General features: G+C 64.8%; 15 protein-coding genes. 9 read left to right on the forward strand and 6 right to left on the reverse strand.

Annotation, left to right across the window (positions count from 1 at the left end; translation table 11 throughout):
* Positions 1 to 19: 19 nt before the first annotated feature.
* The 4 genes from GGR61_RS04950 to GGR61_RS04965 all read right to left on the reverse strand — a co-directional run bounded on the left by GGR61_RS04950 (position 20) and on the right by GGR61_RS04965 (position 4,465).
* A complete protein-coding gene (locus GGR61_RS04950; protein WP_184408091.1) occupies positions 20 to 1,120 on the reverse strand; it encodes an acetylornithine deacetylase in 1,101 nt (366 codons plus the stop codon).
* A 196-nt stretch (positions 1,121 to 1,316) separates the two neighbouring features.
* A complete protein-coding gene (locus tag GGR61_RS04955) occupies positions 1,317 to 2,558 on the reverse strand; it encodes an argininosuccinate synthase (RefSeq protein WP_184620644.1) in 1,242 nt (413 codons plus the stop codon).
* A 71-nt stretch (positions 2,559 to 2,629) separates the two neighbouring features.
* On the reverse strand, positions 2,630 to 3,655 hold the full coding sequence (locus GGR61_RS04960; RefSeq protein WP_184620645.1) for an N-acetylornithine carbamoyltransferase: 1,026 nt from the start codon (positions 3,653 to 3,655) through the stop codon (positions 2,630 to 2,632).
* 312 nt (positions 3,656 to 3,967) lie between these two features.
* On the reverse strand, positions 3,968 to 4,465 hold the full coding sequence (locus GGR61_RS04965; RefSeq protein WP_184408205.1) for a hypothetical protein: 498 nt from the start codon (positions 4,463 to 4,465) through the stop codon (positions 3,968 to 3,970).
* 178 nt (positions 4,466 to 4,643) lie between these two features.
* On the opposite strand from GGR61_RS04965, the gene cysS reads away from it, so the two are divergent.
* The 3 genes from cysS (at position 4,644) to GGR61_RS04985 (ending at position 8,176) form a co-directional block, all read left to right on the forward strand.
* Positions 4,644 to 6,191 (forward strand): cysteine--tRNA ligase, encoded by a 1,548-nt coding sequence (cysS, locus tag GGR61_RS04970; protein ID WP_260286887.1) that lies wholly within the window; start codon positions 4,644 to 4,646, stop codon positions 6,189 to 6,191.
* A 300-nt stretch (positions 6,192 to 6,491) separates the two neighbouring features.
* Positions 6,492 to 6,929 (forward strand): SufE family protein, encoded by a 438-nt coding sequence (locus GGR61_RS04980; RefSeq protein WP_184408087.1) that lies wholly within the window; start codon positions 6,492 to 6,494, stop codon positions 6,927 to 6,929.
* The gene (locus tag GGR61_RS04985; RefSeq protein WP_184620646.1) at positions 6,926 to 8,176 is read left to right on the forward strand and encodes an MFS transporter; all 1,251 of its coding nucleotides are present in this window, start codon (positions 6,926 to 6,928) and stop codon (positions 8,174 to 8,176) included. The genes GGR61_RS04980 and GGR61_RS04985 overlap by 4 nt, the downstream gene beginning before the upstream one ends.
* Positions 8,177 to 8,547: 371 nt before the next feature.
* On the opposite strand, the gene dksA is transcribed toward GGR61_RS04985, so the two are convergent.
* Positions 8,548 to 9,573, reverse strand: coding sequence for an RNA polymerase-binding protein DksA (gene dksA, locus GGR61_RS21320; RefSeq protein WP_184620647.1), 1,026 nt, complete (start codon positions 9,571 to 9,573; stop codon positions 8,548 to 8,550).
* Positions 9,574 to 9,662: 89 nt separating this feature from the next.
* On the opposite strand from dksA, the gene yidD reads away from it, so the two are divergent.
* From yidD to eutC, 6 genes are all read left to right on the forward strand, one after another.
* The gene (yidD, locus tag GGR61_RS04995) at positions 9,663 to 9,956 is read left to right on the forward strand and encodes a membrane protein insertion efficiency factor YidD (protein WP_184408084.1); all 294 of its coding nucleotides are present in this window, start codon (positions 9,663 to 9,665) and stop codon (positions 9,954 to 9,956) included.
* A complete protein-coding gene (locus GGR61_RS05000; RefSeq protein WP_184408083.1) occupies positions 9,953 to 11,302 on the forward strand; it encodes a dihydroorotase in 1,350 nt (449 codons plus the stop codon). The genes yidD and GGR61_RS05000 overlap by 4 nt, the downstream gene beginning before the upstream one ends.
* Positions 11,302 to 12,147 (forward strand): M23 family metallopeptidase, encoded by an 846-nt coding sequence (locus tag GGR61_RS05005; protein ID WP_184620648.1) that lies wholly within the window; start codon positions 11,302 to 11,304, stop codon positions 12,145 to 12,147. The genes GGR61_RS05000 and GGR61_RS05005 overlap by 1 nt, the downstream gene beginning before the upstream one ends.
* A 710-nt stretch (positions 12,148 to 12,857) precedes the next feature.
* Positions 12,858 to 14,222, forward strand: coding sequence for an ethanolamine permease (gene eat, locus GGR61_RS05010; RefSeq protein WP_184620649.1), 1,365 nt, complete (start codon positions 12,858 to 12,860; stop codon positions 14,220 to 14,222).
* On the forward strand, positions 14,219 to 15,628 hold the full coding sequence (locus GGR61_RS05015) for an ethanolamine ammonia-lyase subunit EutB (RefSeq protein WP_184620650.1): 1,410 nt from the start codon (positions 14,219 to 14,221) through the stop codon (positions 15,626 to 15,628). Before eat ends, GGR61_RS05015 begins: the two co-directional genes overlap by 4 nt.
* Positions 15,625 to 16,446 carry an ethanolamine ammonia-lyase subunit EutC gene (eutC, locus tag GGR61_RS05020; protein ID WP_184620651.1) on the forward strand — a complete coding sequence of 274 codons (822 nt, stop codon included), beginning with the start codon at positions 15,625 to 15,627 and terminating at the stop codon, positions 16,444 to 16,446. Before GGR61_RS05015 ends, eutC begins: the two co-directional genes overlap by 4 nt.
* Before the next feature lie 220 nt (positions 16,447 to 16,666).
* On the opposite strand, the gene GGR61_RS05025 is transcribed toward eutC, so the two are convergent.
* Complete coding sequence (locus tag GGR61_RS05025) at positions 16,667 to 17,431, reverse strand: DUF4440 domain-containing protein (protein WP_184620652.1); 765 nt, start codon at positions 17,429 to 17,431, stop codon at positions 16,667 to 16,669.
* Between the last annotated feature and the right edge of the window lie 68 nt (positions 17,432 to 17,499).

A 17,499-nucleotide genomic window follows, 5' to 3' on the forward strand; every position in this document is an offset into this window, starting at 1 on the left:
CCAGGCGCGGAACGCTTTTTTAGAGGGAGCCGTTGATGATGCGATGGACCGACGCGGCGTAACGCTGCAATTGCGCCAGCGTCACGAACTCGTCGGCGGTATGCGCTTGCGCGATGTCGCCAGGGCCATAGACCAGCGCGGTATAGCCACCGGCCGAAAACAACGAGGCCTCGGTCCAGAAATCCACCGCATTGCCGATCGGCAGGTCCAGCGCATCGGCCACGTCGCGTGCGGCCAGGCGGCGTTCTTCGGCACGCGCGATGTCTCCGGACGGCAGGCTCGGCCCACGGAAGGTTTCTTCGAAATGCGCTGCGTGTGGATCGGCAAACCCGGCGAAGGTTGCCAGCAATCCATCCACGTCCATCGACGGCAACGGCCGGAAACCAAAGCGCAGTTCCGCCGCCGGCGCGATCATGTTGGCCTTGATGCCACCGTCGACGCGACCGATGTTGAAGCGCAATCCGGTCAGGCCGCCGAAGCGCGCATGCGCCAGCGATTCGACATGATCCAGCGCCTTGCCGCCCCAGCGCATCGCCTGGTGCAACGCGCTTGCGGAAGGATCCTGCTTGCCCGACGCATGCCCGGCTCGGCCGGCAAAGCGCATCAACACCGAGCTGATGCCGCGATGCGCCAACACGGCTTCGCTCATCGTCGGCTCGGCAACCAGCACAGCGTCGTACGGCAATCCACGCGCCAGGAACGCGGCGATGCAGCGTGGGTCGTTGGCTTCTTCGTCGGAGGAAAACAGAAACGCCGCATCGCCCTGCCCGGCATTGGCCGCTGCCACCAAGGCCGCTGCCGCGCCCTTGATATCGCACACGCCCAGACCGATCACGCGATCGTCGGTGCGCCGCATCAGGTGCGGATCGGCACTCCACTGCGGCGAATCCGGCACCGTGTCCAGATGCACGTTGAACAGATACTTGGGCGTGCCGCGTACCGCGTACAAGCTCACCGCCCCGGCACCGTGATCGATCACCTCGACCTGGAACCCCGGCAGCTGCGCACGCAGATAATCGAAGATGCCGCCTTCGGCAGCGATCGCACGCGGCGGATTGCGGGTGTCGAAGGACACCAGCTCCTGTAGATGCGTCAGTGTGTTGTCGAGCAGTGTGGTCATTGATCGCGTCTTGATTGCGTCGGGCAGCATATGGTTGGTCGTTCTAACGCGCATCTAGCCCTTCCCCCGCCTGCGGGGGAAGGTGCCCGACAGGGCGGATGGGGGCACGCAGCAGGTCACCCTCATCCGGCGCTATGCGCCACCTTCTCCCGCACGCGGGAGAAGGAAGATGCGGGCTGCCTGCGGGACGCCCGCCTCAGCGGTTGACCTGCGCGTAGAGCGTCGAGCTCATCCCGAACAGCTTGATGAAGCCCTCGGCCTCTTCCACGCCCCAGTCGGCCGACTGCGCGTAAGTCGCGCCCTTGGTGTTGAGCAGGTGCGGAGAACGCACGGCCACCGCATCGACGCGGCCGCCACGGGTTTCCAGCGTCACTTCGCCGTTGACCTTGGACTGCGAGGACTTCAGGAACGCCTCGATGTCGGTCTTGAGCGGGTCGTGATAGAAGCCTTCGTACACCAGCTCCACCCACTTGCGCGCCACGTCCGGCTTGAAGCGGTTCTGCTGCTTGGTCAGCACCGCATCTTCCAGCGCACGGTGCGCGGTGAGCAGCGAGATCAGGCCCGGCGCTTCGAACACGATGCGGCCCTTCAGCCCGATCACGGTGTCGCCGGTATAGACGCCGCGGCCCACGCCGTATTGCGCGAACAAGGTATTGAGCTTGGCCAGGATCTTCGCGCCCGGCAGCGGCTTGCCATCCAGCTCCACCGCTTCGCCTTCGACGAACTTCAAGGTCACCGTCAACGCTTCGGTCGGCCAGGCGCTGCGCGGCGCGCACCAGCCACGCGCACCCTCGCCCGGTGCCTCCCACCGGTCGATCTCGCCGCCGGACATGGTCAGGCCCAGCAGGTTTTCGTTGATGGTGTAGGCCTGCTGCTTGGCACGCACGCCGAAGCCGCGCGCTTCCAGATACTTCTGCTCGTAGGCGCGGGTCTGAGTGTGTTCTTTCTGGATTTCGCGGATCGGCGCAACGATCTGGTAGTCGCCCAACGCCTTGACCGCCAGGTCGAAACGCACCTGGTCGTTGCCCATGCCGGTGCAGCCATGCGCGATGATGCGCGTGCCCAGTTCCTCGGCGCGCTTGAGCGCGGCATCGACGATCAGATAACGGTCCGACACCAGCAACGGATACTGGCCCTGATAGCCCTCGCCGGCCCATACGAACGGCTTGACGAAGCCTTCCCAGATCGCCGGACCGCCATCGACGGTGACATGGCTGGCCGCGCCCAACTCGGCGGCGCGCTTCTCGATGAAGTCGCGCTCTTCGGCGTCCACGCCACCGGTGTCGGCAAACACCGTGTGCACGGCGTAGCCGCGCTCCTGCAGATACGGAATGCAGAAGCTGGTGTCGAGGCCACCGGAGAAAGCGAGGACGATGTCCTTAGTGCCGGGATTGGAGCGTGGGGATTCGGGATTGGTGGAAGCGGTCTGCTGCGACATGGGGGTCTCTTTAGAAGTTGACTAAATTAGGTCGGGAGCGGAGTTCGCCGTTGCGAATCTCCAATCCCCAATCACGAATCCCGGCGGCCCTGGCCCACCAGGGCAGCCATGATCGCCTTCTGCACATGCAGGCGATTTTCCGCCTCGTCGATGGCGATGCAGTTGGGCGAATCCATCACCGCATCGGTGGCCTTGACGTTGCGACGCAGCGGCAAGCAGTGCGAGAACACGCCGTTGTTGGTCAGCGCCATCTTGGCTTCGTCGACGATGAAATGCTGGTACTGGTCGCGGATCGGCTTTTCCGGTTCCCAGTTGCCGAAGAACGGCAGCGCGCCCCAGCTCTTGGCGTAGACGACATCGGCACCGCTGTAGGCGCTGCGGATATCGTGGCTCACCTGCAGCGAGCCGCCGCTTTCGGCCACGTTCTGCGCCGCCCAGTCCATGTAGCGCTGATCCAGGATGTAGTCCGGCGTCGGGCACAACAAGGTCACGTCCATGCCCATGCGGGTGGCGATGGTGAGCGCGGAATTGGCCACCGCGGTGTTCAACGGCTTGGGGTGATAGGTCCAGGTCAGCACGTACTTCTTGCCGCGCAGATCCTGGGTGCCGAAGTGTTCCTGCAACGCCATGGCGTGCGCCAACTCCTGGCACGGGTGGGTGATCGTCTCCATGTTGATCACCGGCACCGGCGAATACTTGGCGAAGCTCTTGAGCACCTGGTCCTCGCGGTCCTTGGACCAGTCGACGAACTTCGGGAACGCGCGCACGCCGATCAGATCGACATAGCGGCCGAGCACGCGCGCCACTTCGGCGATGTGCTCTTCGGTATCGCCATCCATCACCGTGCCCAGATTGAACTCGATCGGCCAGGCGTCCTTGCCCGGCTGCAACACCACCGCATGCCCGCCCAGCTGAAACGCGCCCAGCTCGAAGCTGGTGCGGGTGCGCATGGACGGGTTGAAAAACACCAGCGCGATCGACTTGCCCTTCAGCTCGCTTCCCAGCTTGTTGCGTTTGAACAACGCGGCCTGGGTCAACAGCGCGTCCAGTTCGGCGCGGCTCCAGTCCTGGGTGTTCAAGAAGTGCTTCAGTGACATCGATCGATCCTTGTGCTGCGTGCTTCTGCTGCGTGGTCCGCCAGGAGCGACGGGGTGCGCGACATGCGCGTTTCTTGCGGTTGAAACTTTTGTGACACCGAAACGAAAAAACCCAGCCGGAAGGCTGGGTTTTCAACAACCGAACAGCAACGCGCTCCGGTTACCCAGCGAAAATGTGGGATTCCGGTCGGCGGGCACGCGAGGTCATGCCGGAGGCCATCCGGGCGGCGCTGGTGTCGTGCTGAAAGGGGTTTGCTTGCATAGGGCGCGAATCCTCGCATGCATGCGGGCACGGCGCAACCGATATGCGCCTCATCGCGGCGGCGCGACGATGGCGTCGGGAATATACGGGGTCACCGACACCCGGATCCGCAGCCGGTTGCCCGGGTCTTCCGGCAGCCGCGAGCGGTACTTGGTGCCCTTGTAGACGTAGTCCACGTCGAAGGCGATCGGGCGCCGGAACTCGCGCGGCACCTCCACCACCCGGCAGTTGCGCCGTGTACTGGTCGGCGGCACCGCGACTGGCGCAGTGGCCGGCTCGGGACGCCGCGAGAACATCTCCTTGACCGAATCCACCATCCGGTTGATGCGGCCTTCGTCATCGACCGGCGTGGCGACCACCGGTACCGCCTGCTCGGCCTCGCACTGCTCTTCGATCCGCGTGGCGCGCAAGGTCTGGTAGACCGGCTCCACGTTGAGCACCTGTGCATAGTCCAGTTTCACGTTCTCGATCACCACCACCCGGTTCTTGGGATCGGCTTCTGCCGCGTGCGCTGACGATGCCTGCCAGGCGCACACACACAGCAGCAGGAAGAACGGGAAAGGTCGCATCAGTACCGGAACGGCGCAGCTAGGCAGTACGTAAGTGTATGGAGCTTGCGAGCACCTGGGCTGAACGCAGCCCATCCGCTCGCGCTCATCTACAGATCGGTTCGCCATCCAGCCGCGAGGGGCTAGAATCGTGCGGTTACCCTTTATCCAGATGCCGATGAGCCTGCGCCTGCACAACAACCTGACGCGGCGGATCGAGCCGTTCGCGCCGCTCGATCCGTCCAGCCCCACCCTGTATGTGTGCGGCCCCACCGTCTACAACTACGCGCATATCGGCAACGCCCGCGGCCCGGTGGTGTTCGATGTGCTGGCCGCGCTGCTGCGGCGGCGCTTTGGGGCGCTGCGCTACGCGCGCAACATCACCGACGTGGACGACAAGATCAACGCCGCCGCGCAGGCGCAGGGCGTGCCGATTTCGACCATCACCGACCGCTTCGCCGCGATCTACCGCCAGGACATGGCCGCGCTCGGTGTGGTGCCGCCGGATATCGAACCGGCAGCCACCGCACATATCCCGCAGATCGTGGCGATGATCGAACAGCTGATCGCCAACGGGCATGCCTATGCCGCCGAGGGCCATGTGCTGTTTGCGGTGGCCAGCTTCGAGCACTACGGCAAGCTCTCGCGCCGCGACCCCGACGAAATGCTGGCCGGCGCACGCGTGGACGTGGCCCCGTACAAGCGCGACCCGGGCGACTTCGTGCTGTGGAAGCCATCCAGCGACGAGCTGCCCGGCTGGGAGTCGCCGTGGGGACGTGGCCGCCCTGGCTGGCATATCGAATGCTCGGCAATGGCCGCCGCGCACCTGGGCCCGACCATCGACATCCATGCCGGCGGCGTGGACCTGCAGTTCCCGCACCACGAGAACGAGATCGCGCAAAGCGAGTGCGCGCATGGCGGCGCCACCTTCGCGCGGTTCTGGCTGCACAACGGCATGCTCAATTTCAGCGGCGCCAAGATGAGCAAGTCGCTGGGCAATATCGAGACCGTGCACGACCTGATTGCCAGGCATCCGCCCGAAGCGCTGCGCTACGCCTTGCTGAGCGCGCACTACCGTCAGCCGCTGGATTGGTCGGACGGCTTGATCGAGCAGGCCAAGAACACGCTGGACCGGTTGTATGGCACCTTGCGCGATTTGCACGATGTGACGGCAACCGCGACGATACCTGCAGCGATTGAAGCAGCACTGGACGACGACCTCAACACGCCGCAAGCGCTGGCAGAAGTTGCGCACATCAATAGCTCGATTAGTTTCCTGAGAGCGCAACGCAATAGTGCTTCAAACTTGCGCACGAGGATTGGAAAACTGACAAGAAATGATGCAGAAGCGCTCGCTTCCCAGTGCCTGCCGCCCGAACTGGAAAATCCGTTCAGTCCACAGCGTTGGATTTTCGAAAAGGAAGTTACAGATAGAGACTGTTTTGAAGATTTCACAAGATTTATCAATCCGTTGATTAGTCCATTGAAGTCACAACTGCTTGGAGCGGGATTGGCGCTTGGACTGCTACAGCAAGACCCGGCCGCCTGGTTCTCGCGAGGCACCGATGCCGGCGACGATGCGCGCATCACCGCGCTGGTCGAAGAGCGCAATGCCGCCAAGAAAGCCAAGGACTTCGCCCGCGCCGACGCCATCCGCACGCAACTGGCCGACGAAGGCATCGTGCTGGAAGACACCCCGCAGGGCGTGCGCTGGAAACGCGCCTGACCGCCGCTTCTTCCCTGCCGGGGAGCCTGAGATCGTTTCCTTCTCCCCTGCAAGGAGAGAAGGTGCCCCGAAGGGGCGGATGAAGGCGCACCGCAGGGATGCATCGTCGTTCACGGCAAACGCGTCGCCACGCGTCCGCCAAGGCAAACCGCTACCAACTCGCCACCGATGTTCCGCGCCGTTGCATGGCGACAGCTTCACAGGCTGCAAGCGCTCACGTCGCTCGCGGCACACTCTCAGCCCGCCCCCTCGCCCGAGGGGAGGGGGCTTTCACCAAATGATTGGGATTCTGGATTTTCGATGACCACCACCCCCTTCCCGCTCGAACCCACCGCCGCCGACGCGCAAGCCGCCATCGCCGAAGAATTTGCCTTCTTCGGCGACTGGTCCGAGCGCTACCAGTACCTGATCGACCTGGGCCGCAAGCTGCCCAGCTTCCCCGAACAGTGGAAAACCGAAGAACACCGCCTGCTCGGTTGCCAATCGATGGTGTGGATCGTGCCGGACGGCAATGCGCAGCGGCTGGATTTCCACGCCGTCAGCGACTCGGCGATCGTCTCCGGGCTGATCTACCTCGCCTTGCGCGTGTACTCTGGGCGTAGCGCGCAGGAGATCCTGGCCACCGAGCCGGACTATATCGCCGGCATCGGGCTGGCCAAGCATCTGTCGCCGACCCGCAGCAACGGCGTGGCCGCGATGCTGGCCTTCATCCGCGACACCGCCCGCGCGCAGCAGTGAGCACCCCGACGCCTTCGCCTTCCGCGTCGCTGCGCACGCTGTTCGCCCATCCCGGCTTCGGCCTGGTGCTGCTGTATCGCGTGGCGGCGATGCTGTCGTACCAGATCGTCGCGGTCACGGTCGGCTGGCATATCTACGAAATCACCCGCAATCCGCTCTCGCTCGGGCTGATCGGCCTGGCGGAGATCCTGCCGTTCTTCTGCATCGCCCCGTTCGCCGGCTACCTGGTCGATCACCTGCCGCGCCGACGCTTAGGGATGGTCGCAGTGCTGGGCCTGGTCGCTACCGCGCTGCTGCTGTTGGCGATCACCCACGGCTGGCTGCCGGTGCAGGGCGTGTGGCCGATCTATGCGGCCATCGCGCTGACCGGTGCGGCGCGCTCGTTCCTGTCGCCGGTCTATAACGCGCTGTTCGCGCGTGCGTTACCGCGTGAAGCCTTCGCACGCGGCGCCAGCATCGGCAGCGTCACCTTCCAGGCCGGCATGGTGATCGGCCCGGCACTGGGCGGCGTGCTGGTCGGCTGGGGCGGCAAGGGTCTGGCCTACGGCGTGGCCGCGAGCGTGGCGTTGGTGGCGATCCTGGCGCTGGCCTTGTTGCGCGTCAGCGAGCCGGTTGCCGAAGGCCAGCGCGCACCGATCTTCCGCAGCATCGCCGAAGGCGCGCAGTTCGTACTGTCCAACCAGATCATGCTGGGCGCGATGGCGCTGGACATGTTTTCGGTGCTGCTGGGCGGCGCGGTGTCGATGCTGCCGGCCTTCATCCACGACATCCTGCACTACGGCCCGGAAGGCCTGGGCATCCTGCGCGGCGCGCCTGCGCTGGGCTCGATCGTGGTCGGGGTGTGGCTGGCGCGGCACCCGCTGCAGCGCAATGCCGGACGCATCCTGATGCTGTCGGTGGCCGGCTTCGGGCTGTGCACGATCGCGTTCGGGCTGTCGCGGCATTTCTGGCTGTCGGCGGCAATCCTGCTGGTGTACGGCATGTGCGACGGCGTGTCGGTGGTGGTGCGCCAGACCATCCTGCAGCTGGCCACGCCCGATGCGATGCGCGGCCGGGTGTCGTCGATCAACGGCATCTTCATCGGCTCGTCCAACGAGCTGGGCGCGTTCTACGACGGGGTGATGGCGCGCCTGGTCGGGCTGGTGCCGGCAGTGGTGATCGGCGGCTGCGTGACCCTGGGCGTGGTGGCCACGACGGCGTGGAAGGCGCCCAAGCTGCGCACGCTGGATCTGCGCGATTTGCAGTGAGGTCTGCGACGGCAACCTGCCGCTTGCGAACGCAACCGGAACCTGGTCCCGCTTCGAGTGCTGGCCTCAATGCGAACTCGACGCTGCCCGCGCGTCAGGGCGACTGCCCGACGCGCACAGCTGATGGGTCAAGTGCCTGAGGTACGAGCGCCTTTGTGGGATTGCATCGCGTTCCACACGCGTCGCACCGAACATCGCAGCTGACTTGCGCAGGTCTGATCGCGCATCGCTTAGCTGCGCCTGCCTGACCACACGACACGCACCAAGTGTATGCATAAACGCCTCGTCCACGTCCGCGACACGCACAAAAAACCCCGCACATGGCGGGGTTTTTTCAATCGACTGCTTACGATTCGACCTGCGTTGAACGATCAGTCGCCCTGCTGCTTCTGCAGGTGCTCCCAACGCTCCTGGGCGTCGATGGTGCGTTCGGCGGTCAGACGCGCATCCAGGCGGTCGATGCCGATCTCTTCGCCGGTGTCCACGCAATAGCCGTAGTCGCCGTCTTCCAGACGCTTGAGGGTGCTGTCGATCTTGCCGATCAGCTTGCGGTGACGGTCGCGGGTGCGCAGTTCCAGCGAGTTCTCGGTTTCACGCGTGGCACGCTCGGCTTCATCGCCGATATCGCGCACTTCTTCGCGCAGGTTTTCGATGGTCTGCTTGGATTCTTCGACCAGGTCGTTGCGCCAGCTCTGCAGACGCTGACGGAAGTACTCCTGCTGCAGCTTGCTCATGTACTCCTCATCGGCTGCAGGCTTGTAGCCCTGCGGCAGGATCGGACGACCGGTTGCTTCATCGGTCTTGTACTCGACCACCTTGTACTTGGTCTTGGGGGTCGGGCTGGACGGCTTGGAGGTCACGGCCACGGCCACCTTGCCGACCGGACGGGTCGCGGCGGGCTTGGCGGGGGATTCGGTTTTGGTTGGCGTTTTTGCTGAAGATTTCGAAACGGGCACGGGATTCTTAAGTGACGGGGTCGCAGGCTTTGCCGGCTTCGCAGGGACGGCCTTGGGGGCCGGTGCGGGCGCGGGCTTTTCAGCCTTGACCGGGACTGACTTGGCCGGAGCCGGCTTGGCGGCCGGCTTCGGTACGGACTTGGGCGCCGCCGGCTTGGTTGCCGGTTTGGCGGCAGCCAGAGCTGCCTTGTTCGCCGCCGGCTTGGCAGCACTCTTGGCGACGGGTTTCACCGACTTGGGGGTTGCAGCCTTGGAGGCCGGCGCCGGCTTGGCAGCGGTCTTGGTCGCAGGTGCCTTCTTGGCAGCGGGTTGCTTGACGGCCGGCGTTGCCTTCTTGGCGGCCGGTTTTGCAGCAGCAGGCGCCGCTGCCTTTTTCGCAACGGGTTTGGCGGACTTCTTGGCGGCCTCTACGGCCTTTTTTGCAGGTTTTTTAGCAGCCACGAAACGCTCATCCTTGGTTCCCCCGGGGCCCGGGAAAGCGGGCCTTTATAGCTTACCCCACGGACCCCGGCAACCACCTATTAATCTAAGTGGCATATCATTGGCAAGTGATCGGACGCCTGCTCATCGCGCTGCTGCGCTTCTACAAGCTGTTCATCAGCCCGCTGCTCGGGCCGCGCTGCCGTTTTGCGCCCAGTTGCTCGGAGTACGCGATGACCGCCATCGGCCGCTTCGGTCCGCTTCGCGGCTGCTGGCTGGCCGCGCGTCGGCTCGGCCGTTGCCATCCGTTTCATCCGGGCGGGTTCGACCCCGTCCCCGACGCACCCCCATCCGCGTCGTCCCCCTCTTCCACTTCCTGCAGTTGCAAAGGACCTCATCCATGAGCCGAACCCTCATCGTCAACGCCCGCCTGGTCAACGAAGGCAAGGAATTCGATGCCGATCTCCTGATCGAAGGTGGCCGCATCGCCAAGATTGCCGACAAGATCGCTCCCGGCGCCGGTGATACGGTGGTGGACGCGGCCGGGCGCTGGGTGCTGCCGGGCATGATCGACGACCAGGTGCACTTCCGCGAGCCGGGCCTGACCCACAAGGGCGATATCGCCACCGAATCCGGCGCTGCGGTAGCCGGCGGCCTGACCAGCTTCATGGACATGCCCAACACCAATCCGCCGACCCTGGATGCAGCCGCGCTGCAGTCCAAATACGACGCTGCGGCCGGGCGCGCCTGGGCCAACTATGGCTTCTATATGGGCGCCAGCAACGACAACCTGGCCGCGATCCAGACGCTGGATCCGAAGACCGCACCGGGCATCAAGGTGTTCATGGGCGCCTCCACCGGCAACATGCTGGTCGACAACCCCGAGACGCTGGACGCGATCTTCCGCGATGCGCCCACGCCGATCATCACCCACTGCGAAGACACCCCGACCATCGATGCGACGCTGGCGCAGTACAAGGAAAAATACGGCGACGCGTTGACCCCGGAGATGCATCCGGACATCCGTTCGCGCGAGGCGTGCCTGAAGTCCTCGCAGCTGGCGGTGTCGCTGGCGCGCAAGCACAACACCCGCCTGCATGTGCTGCACATCTCCACCGCCAACGAGTTGGCGTTGTTCGAAGCCGGCCCGTTGGTCGATGCCGATGGCAAGGTGCGCAAGCGCATCACGGCCGAGACCTGCATCCACTTCTTGCGCTTCGACCGCAGCGATTACGCGCGGCTGGGCAACCTCATCAAATGCAACCCTGCGATCAAGGACGCCGACGACCGCCTGGCGCTGATCGAGGCGCTGGCCGAAGACGTCATCGACGTGCTCGCCACCGACCACGCCCCGCATACCTGGGAAGAAAAACAAAAGCCCTACGCGCAGGCGCCATCGGGCCTGCCGCTGGTGCAGTACGCGCTGGTCGCTGCGCTGGAGCTGGTGCACGAAGGCAAGCTGCCGATCACCCGCATCGTGCAGAAGTTCGCGCATGCGCCGGCGCAGTTGTTCGATGTGGAAGAACGCGGCTTCCTGCGCGAAGGCTATTTCGCCGACCTGGTGATGATCGACAACACCCCGTTCACCGTGAAGCGCGAGCAGGTGCTGTCCAAGTGCGGCTGGTCGCCGTTCGAAGGCACCACGTTCCGCTCGCGCATCGCCGCGACCTGGGTCAACGGCCAGCAGGTATGGGATGGCGAACAGTTGCTCGGCAGTGCCGCCGGTCAGCGCCTGACCTTCGACCGCTGATGCGTGCAGCCCTGTTTGGCGCCTGGCTTGCGCTGGCGCCGCTCGCGTTCGCTGTCGCTGTCGGCAGTGCCGCTGCGCAATCTGCGGCCACTGCAGAGGTGGTGTTTCCGCAAAGCGCCTCGCAAGGCGCATTGGTGATCGGTAAGGTACCGGCCGGCAGCCAGGTGCAGTACGCCGGCCGCACGTTGCGCGTGAGCGGTTATGGCAGCGTGGTGTTCGGCATCGGCCGCGATGCCACCGGCCCGTTGCAGGTGCAGATCATCCGGCCCGATGGCAGCAAACAGACCGTCAGCATCGCGGTGACGCCACGCGATTGGCCGGTGGAACGCGTCAATGGCGTGCCTCCCAAGACAGTCAATCCGCCTGCGGCGATCGCCGAGCGGATCAAGCGCGAACAGGCGCAGGTCACCGCCGCGCGCGACCGCGACGATGCGCGCACCGATTTTGCGCAGCCCTTCATCTGGCCGGTGCAGGGCCGCATCAGCGGACGTTTCGGCAATGCGCGCGTCTACAACGGCCAGCCCGGCGCCGGCCATTCGGGCATGGACATCGCCGTGCCCACCGGCACGCCGGTCAAGGCACCGGCGGCCGGCGTGGTGACCTTCGCCGCACCGGACCTGTATCTGACCGGCGGCACCGTGCTGCTGGATCATGGCTTCGGGGTGAGCTCGAATTTCCTGCACCTGTCACGCATCGATGTGAAGGTAGGCGACCGGGTGGAGCAAGGCCAGGTAATTGCGGCGGTGGGTGCCACCGGGCGCGCGACTGGGCCGCATCTGCATTGGGGGATGAATTGGTTCGACGTGCGCATCGACCCACTGTTGGTGCTTGAGCGCAAACAATAGAGCGCGGGGGATCGATCGGGCCGGCGCGCGGCGGTGCGGGAACACTCCGGTTGCCCATCTTCACTGCGGCGCGGTTCGACGTGCGCATCGACCCACTGTTGGTGCTTGAGCGCAAACAATAGAGCACGAGGGATCGATCGGGGCCGGCGCGCGGCGGCGCGGGAACACTCCGGTTGCCCATCTTCACTGCGGCGCGGTTCGACGTGCGCATCGATCCGCTGTTGGTGCTTGGGCGCAAACAATAGAGCACGGGGGATCGATCGGGCCGGCGCGCGGCGGCGCGGGAACACTCCGGTTGCCCATCTTCACTGCGGCGCGGTTCGACGTGCGCATCGATCCGCTGTTGGTGCTTGAGCGCAAACAATAGAGCGCGGGGGATCGATCGGGCCGGCGCGCGGCGGCGCGGGGGACACTCCGGTTGCCCATCTTCACTGCGGCGCGGTTCGACATGCGCATCGACCCACTGTTGGTGCTTGAGCGCAAACAGTAGAGCGTGCTGGGTTTCGCCAGGGCCGCCGTGCAGTCAGGGTAGCGCGGCGCGCCGGTTCTGTTCGGCCCACCCGTCGCGCTTGTGTTCGCCGCAAAGGTTTGCGGTATAACCGGAACGGCCGTCGGCGGTTGCCCTGCATTCGCGCACGATCAGCCACAGACGGTCTGTCCAGCGCTGCGGCGTCGGACGTGCTTCATCTCCCCTCCCCCGACCGCAGGAGATGTGCGACATGCGCAACGAGCAACTCAAACCCACCCTGGGCACCTGGCAGCTGTGGGGGATCGCCGTAGGCCTGGTGATTTCCGGCGAGTATTTCGGCTGGAGCTACGGTTGGGGCACCGCCGGCACGCTGGGCTTTCTGGTGACCACCGTGTTGGTCGCGGTGATGTACACCTGCTTCATCTTCAGCTTCACCGAACTGACCACCGCCATCCCCAACGCGGGTGGGCCGTTCGCCTACAGCCTGCGCGCGTTCGGCACTTACGGCGGCATGCTGGCGGGCCTGGCCACGCTGATCGAGTTCGTGTTCGCGCCACCGGCCATTGCGATGGCGATCGGCGCCTATCTCAACGTGCAATTCCCGACCCTGGACCCGCGCATCGCCGCAATCGGGGCGTATGTCATTTTTATGAGCCTGAACATCGTCGGCGTAGCGATCGCTGCCACCTTCGAGTTGATCGTGACCTTGCTGGCGGTGATCGAGCTGCTGGTCTTCATGGGCGTGGTGGCGCCGGGTTTCAGCGTGGCGCGCTTCGCCGCCAATGGCTGGGCCGGCAGCGATGTATTCGGCCCGGCTGCGATTTCCGGCATTTTTGCCGCGATTCCGTTTGCGATCTGGTTCTTTCTGGCGATCGAGGGCGCGGCAATGGCGGCCGAAGAAGCCAAGGACCCCAAGCGCACGATTCCGCGCGCCTACATCGCCGGCATCCTCACCCTGGTGGTGCTGGCATTGGGAGTCATGGTGTTTGCCGGCGGGGTCGGCGACTGGCGTCAGCTCTCCAACATCAACGACCCGTTGCCGCAGGCGATGAAGGCGGTGGTCGGCAACAGTTCGACCTGGCTGCACATGCTGGTATGGATCGGCCTGTTCGGCCTGGTGGCCAGTTTCCACGGCATCATCCTGGGCTATTCGCGCCAGTTCTTTGCATTGGCGCGTGCCGGTTTCCTGCCGCACGGCCTGGCCAGGCTGTCGCGCTTTCGCACGCCGCATCGCGCGATTCTTGCCGGTGGCGCGATCGGCATCGCGGCGATCTGCAGCGACAGCGTGGTCAAGATCCAGGGCATGTCGCTGACCGCGGCGATGATCACCATGTCGGTGTTCGGTGCGATCGTGATGTATGTGATGAGCATGCTCAGCCTGTTCAAGTTGCGCCGCGCCGAGCCCGGACTTGAACGCAGTTTTCGCGCACCGGGTTATCCGGTGGTGCCGGCAATCGCGCTGCTGCTGGCGCTGGTGTGTCTGGTGGCGATGGTCTGGTTCAACCCGATCGTGGCGTTGATCTTCCTGGGGCTGCTGGGCGTCGGCGCGCTGTGTTGCGTGCTGAGTCTGCGTGGCCAGGGCGGCTACACGGCCAGCGTCAGATGAGCGGGTTTGCGTTCACTGCCGGCGGCGAACGCTTCCAGTTCGCCGATCTCAAGCAGTTGCTGGCCAAGGCCACTCCAGCACGCTCGGGCGATCAACTGGCCGGACTCGGCGCCGACTCCGGTTTGCAGCGGGTGGCGGCGCAGATGGCGCTGGCCGACCTGCCGCTGCGTCATTTCCTGGATGAAGCGGTAGTGCCGTACGAATCGGACGAAGTCACCCGCCTGATTGTCGACCAGCACGATGCGGCCGCATTCGCCGCCGTCGCGCATCTCACCGTCGGCGGCTTTCGCGACTGGCTGTTGAGTGCGCAGGCCGATGAAACAACGCTGGCGGCGCTGGCGCCCGGACTGACGCCCGAGATGGTGGCGGCAGTCTCGAAGTTGATGCGCGTACAGGACCTGGTCCTGGTCGCGCAGAAGACCCGCGTGGTCACGCGCTTTCGCAATACGCTGGGCTTGCGTGGACGTCTGTCCACGCGCCTGCAGCCCAACCACCCCACCGACGATGCCACCGGCATCGCCGCCAGCGTGCTAGACGGCTTGTTGTACGGCAACGGCGATGCGGTGATCGGCATCAACCCGGCCAGCGACAGCCTGGCCGCCACCACCGCGTTGCTGCGCATGCTGGATGCGGTGATCACCGGCTACCAGATCCCCACGCAGTCCTGCGTGCTGGCACACATCACCACCACCATCGAAGCGATCAACCGCGGCGTGCCGGTGGATCTGGTGTTCCAGTCCATCGCCGGCACCGAAGCAGCCAATGCCAGCTTCGGCATCAATCTGGCGCTCTTGCAGGAAGGCCATGACGCCGGGGTGGCGTTGCGGCGTGGCAGCGTCGGCGACAACGTAATGTATTTCGAGACCGGCCAGGGCAGCGCGTTGTCGGCCAATGCGCACCATGGCGTGGATCAGCAGACCTGCGAAGTGCGCGCCTATGCCGTGGCGCGGCAGTTCAAGCCGCTGCTGGTGAACACGGTGGTGGGCTTTATCGGCCCGGAATATCTCTACGACGGCAAGCAGATCATCCGTGCCGGGCTGGAGGATCATTTCTGCGGCAAGCTGCTCGGCGTTCCGATGGGTTGCGACATCTGCTACACCAACCATGCCGAGGCCGACCAGGACGACATGGACGTGCTGCTGACCCTGCTCGGCACCGCCGGCATCAACTTCATCATGGGCATTCCCGGCTCCGACGATGTGATGCTCAATTACCAGACCACCTCGTTCCACGATGCGCTGTATGCGCGCCAGGCGTTGGGCCTGCGCGCTGCGCCCGAGTTCGAGCATTGGCTGGAACAACAAGGCATCCTGCGCCTGCGCGACGGCCGCTTCGAACTCGGCAACGAGCTTCCGGCACCGTTCCGGCGTGCGCTGGAGCAGTTGAACACCGGCAGCGCGCCATGAGCAGCCCGACGACACCGCCACGCGATGCCTGGGCACAACTGCGCCAGCTCACGCCGGCGCGTATCGCGCTGGGGCGCGTCGGCACCAGCCTGCCGACAGGCGCGCATCTGGATTTCCAGCTTGCGCATGCGCAGGCACGCGATGCGGTACATCTGGCCTTCGATCCGCAGCCGCTGCAGGCAGCACTGCAACAACGCGGGCGGGAAAGCATCGTGTTGCACAGCGCGGCGGTGGATCGGCATACCTATCTGCAACGTCCGGATCTGGGCCGACGCCTGAGCGAAGACGCTGCCGCTCATTTGCGCGGGTTGACCGCCGTACATGGCGGCGGGCATGACGTGGCAGTCGTGGTCGCCGACGGGCTTTCTGCATTGGCCGTGCATCGGCATGCAACGCAGATGCTGGAGCATATCGATGCCCTGGCCGCGCACGAACACTGGTCGTTGGCGCCGGTGGTATTGATCGCGCAAGGCCGCGTCGCCATCGGAGACGAAGTCGGCGAACTGCTCGGGGCCAAAATGGTGATTGTCCTGATCGGCGAGCGCCCCGGCCTGAGCTCGCCCGATAGCCTGGGTCTGTATCTGACATACACCCCGCGCGTCGGCCTGACCGACGTTGCGCGTAACTGCATTTCCAATATCCGCACCGAGGGGCTGAGTTACGCAGAGGCAACTCACACGCTGGCTTACCTGCTGCGTGAATCGTTTCGCCGCAAGTTGTCCGGCGTACAACTCAAGGACGAAGCGGAGCAACCGGCACTGCCGTCGGCGGGCCCGCCTAATGCTGCGCCTCGCAACTTTTTGCTGCCCGATAGGTAGAGCCACTGCTCGCACCTGCTGCCTTGCCGCGAAGGCATTCAGCGCCATCTGAGACGAGGCCCGGGATCCGCGGCCCAATCGCAGCTGGATCCACACCGTGCGCGTCAAAGGACACCTCGCGTTGCCGTCACAGACCGTGACCACGCTGCGCATCGCATCCTGGCCGAGCGAATCGAACGCACGAATGCACGGCACACGGTGGCCACCAGCATCCATTTACCTAATCTTGGCGCGACGCGCGTTCACTGAGCACGCCATTCTCATACACCGCCAGCGATCCAGGCGCAGCGTGATCGCCACCTTCAAAATCGAACTGGAGATCGCGCTCCAAGGCAAAAAAGCGCCTGACCGATTGCGGCCGAAGCGTGGCCACGAAACTGCCTGCGGTAAGCACCAGATGGTCGCCGTCCACCGCGATCAGTATCATGCCGACGCGAGGCGCACGATAGCGGCCTGCGTAACGCGCAAGCGTGGCGGCGGGGAGTGTGATCACCTGGGTTGGCGGCGTATAGGACGCAGGCCCATGCGCATAACTGAAGACGCGATGCATGCGCCAGCGCCCATCCGCGAACTTCCACACGGTGGTGAAGTCGGCCTGCCCATCCAGGCGCTCGGCCGCATTGCGCTCGCGCACATAAAAGCGGTGGCGGCCCGACAAGATGGCGTAGCCGCCCTGAAGCGGATGAAACACAAACGTTTCGCCTAGCGCCTCGCGTCGAAGATGTAATGCGGCGTCACCGCAGGGACCGTTTTTCAACGACGCCACGACCGCTTCGCGCGGGGTCGTCAGGCCAGTCTTGTCGTGATAGAACTCGACGTCTGCAGTGAACGCCTCGGCAATGGCCTTCATATCGCAGGCGTTATAGGCGTTCCAGAAAGCCGCATCGGCAGAGCGAACCTGATCTTCGTCCTGTTGCGCAACTGCTCCGAAGGCGTTGCCCGCGACACACATCGATAACGCAACGATCAGCTTGGCGAATCTCATACCGCACCCCACTGTGTTGAATTGCACAGTAGAAGATCGGCAACCAAGCAACACGCCCCAAAGGTCAC

The sequence above is a fragment of the Xanthomonas sp. 3058 genome (assembly GCF_014199765.1).
GTDB lineage: Bacteria > Pseudomonadota > Gammaproteobacteria > Xanthomonadales > Xanthomonadaceae > Xanthomonas > Xanthomonas campestris_B.

Bases quoted from the DNA above. Each gene is read 5' to 3' on its own strand.
- GGR61_RS05000 (WP_184408083.1), top strand. From the start codon at position 9,953: ATGAGCCGAACCCTCATCGTCAACGCCCGCCTGGTCAACGAAGGCAAG.
- GGR61_RS04960 (WP_184620645.1), bottom strand. From the start codon at position 3,655: ATGTCACTGAAGCACTTCTTGAACACCCAGGACTGGAGCCGCGCCGAA.
- GGR61_RS05015 (WP_184620650.1), top strand. From the start codon at position 14,219: ATGAGCGGGTTTGCGTTCACTGCCGGCGGCGAACGCTTCCAGTTCGCC.
- GGR61_RS04955 (WP_184620644.1), bottom strand. From the start codon at position 2,558: ATGTCGCAGCAGACCGCTTCCACCAATCCCGAATCCCCACGCTCCAAT.
- cysS (WP_260286887.1), top strand. From the start codon at position 4,644: ATGAGCCTGCGCCTGCACAACAACCTGACGCGGCGGATCGAGCCGTTC.
- GGR61_RS05005 (WP_184620648.1), top strand. From the start codon at position 11,302: ATGCGTGCAGCCCTGTTTGGCGCCTGGCTTGCGCTGGCGCCGCTCGCG.
- GGR61_RS04950 (WP_184408091.1), bottom strand. From the start codon at position 1,120: ATGACCACACTGCTCGACAACACACTGACGCATCTACAGGAGCTGGTG.
- GGR61_RS05025 (WP_184620652.1), bottom strand. From the start codon at position 17,431: ATGAGATTCGCCAAGCTGATCGTTGCGTTATCGATGTGTGTCGCGGGC.
- eat (WP_184620649.1), top strand. From the start codon at position 12,858: ATGTGCGACATGCGCAACGAGCAACTCAAACCCACCCTGGGCACCTGG.
- eutC (WP_184620651.1), top strand. From the start codon at position 15,625: ATGAGCAGCCCGACGACACCGCCACGCGATGCCTGGGCACAACTGCGC.
- GGR61_RS04980 (WP_184408087.1), top strand. From the start codon at position 6,492: ATGACCACCACCCCCTTCCCGCTCGAACCCACCGCCGCCGACGCGCAA.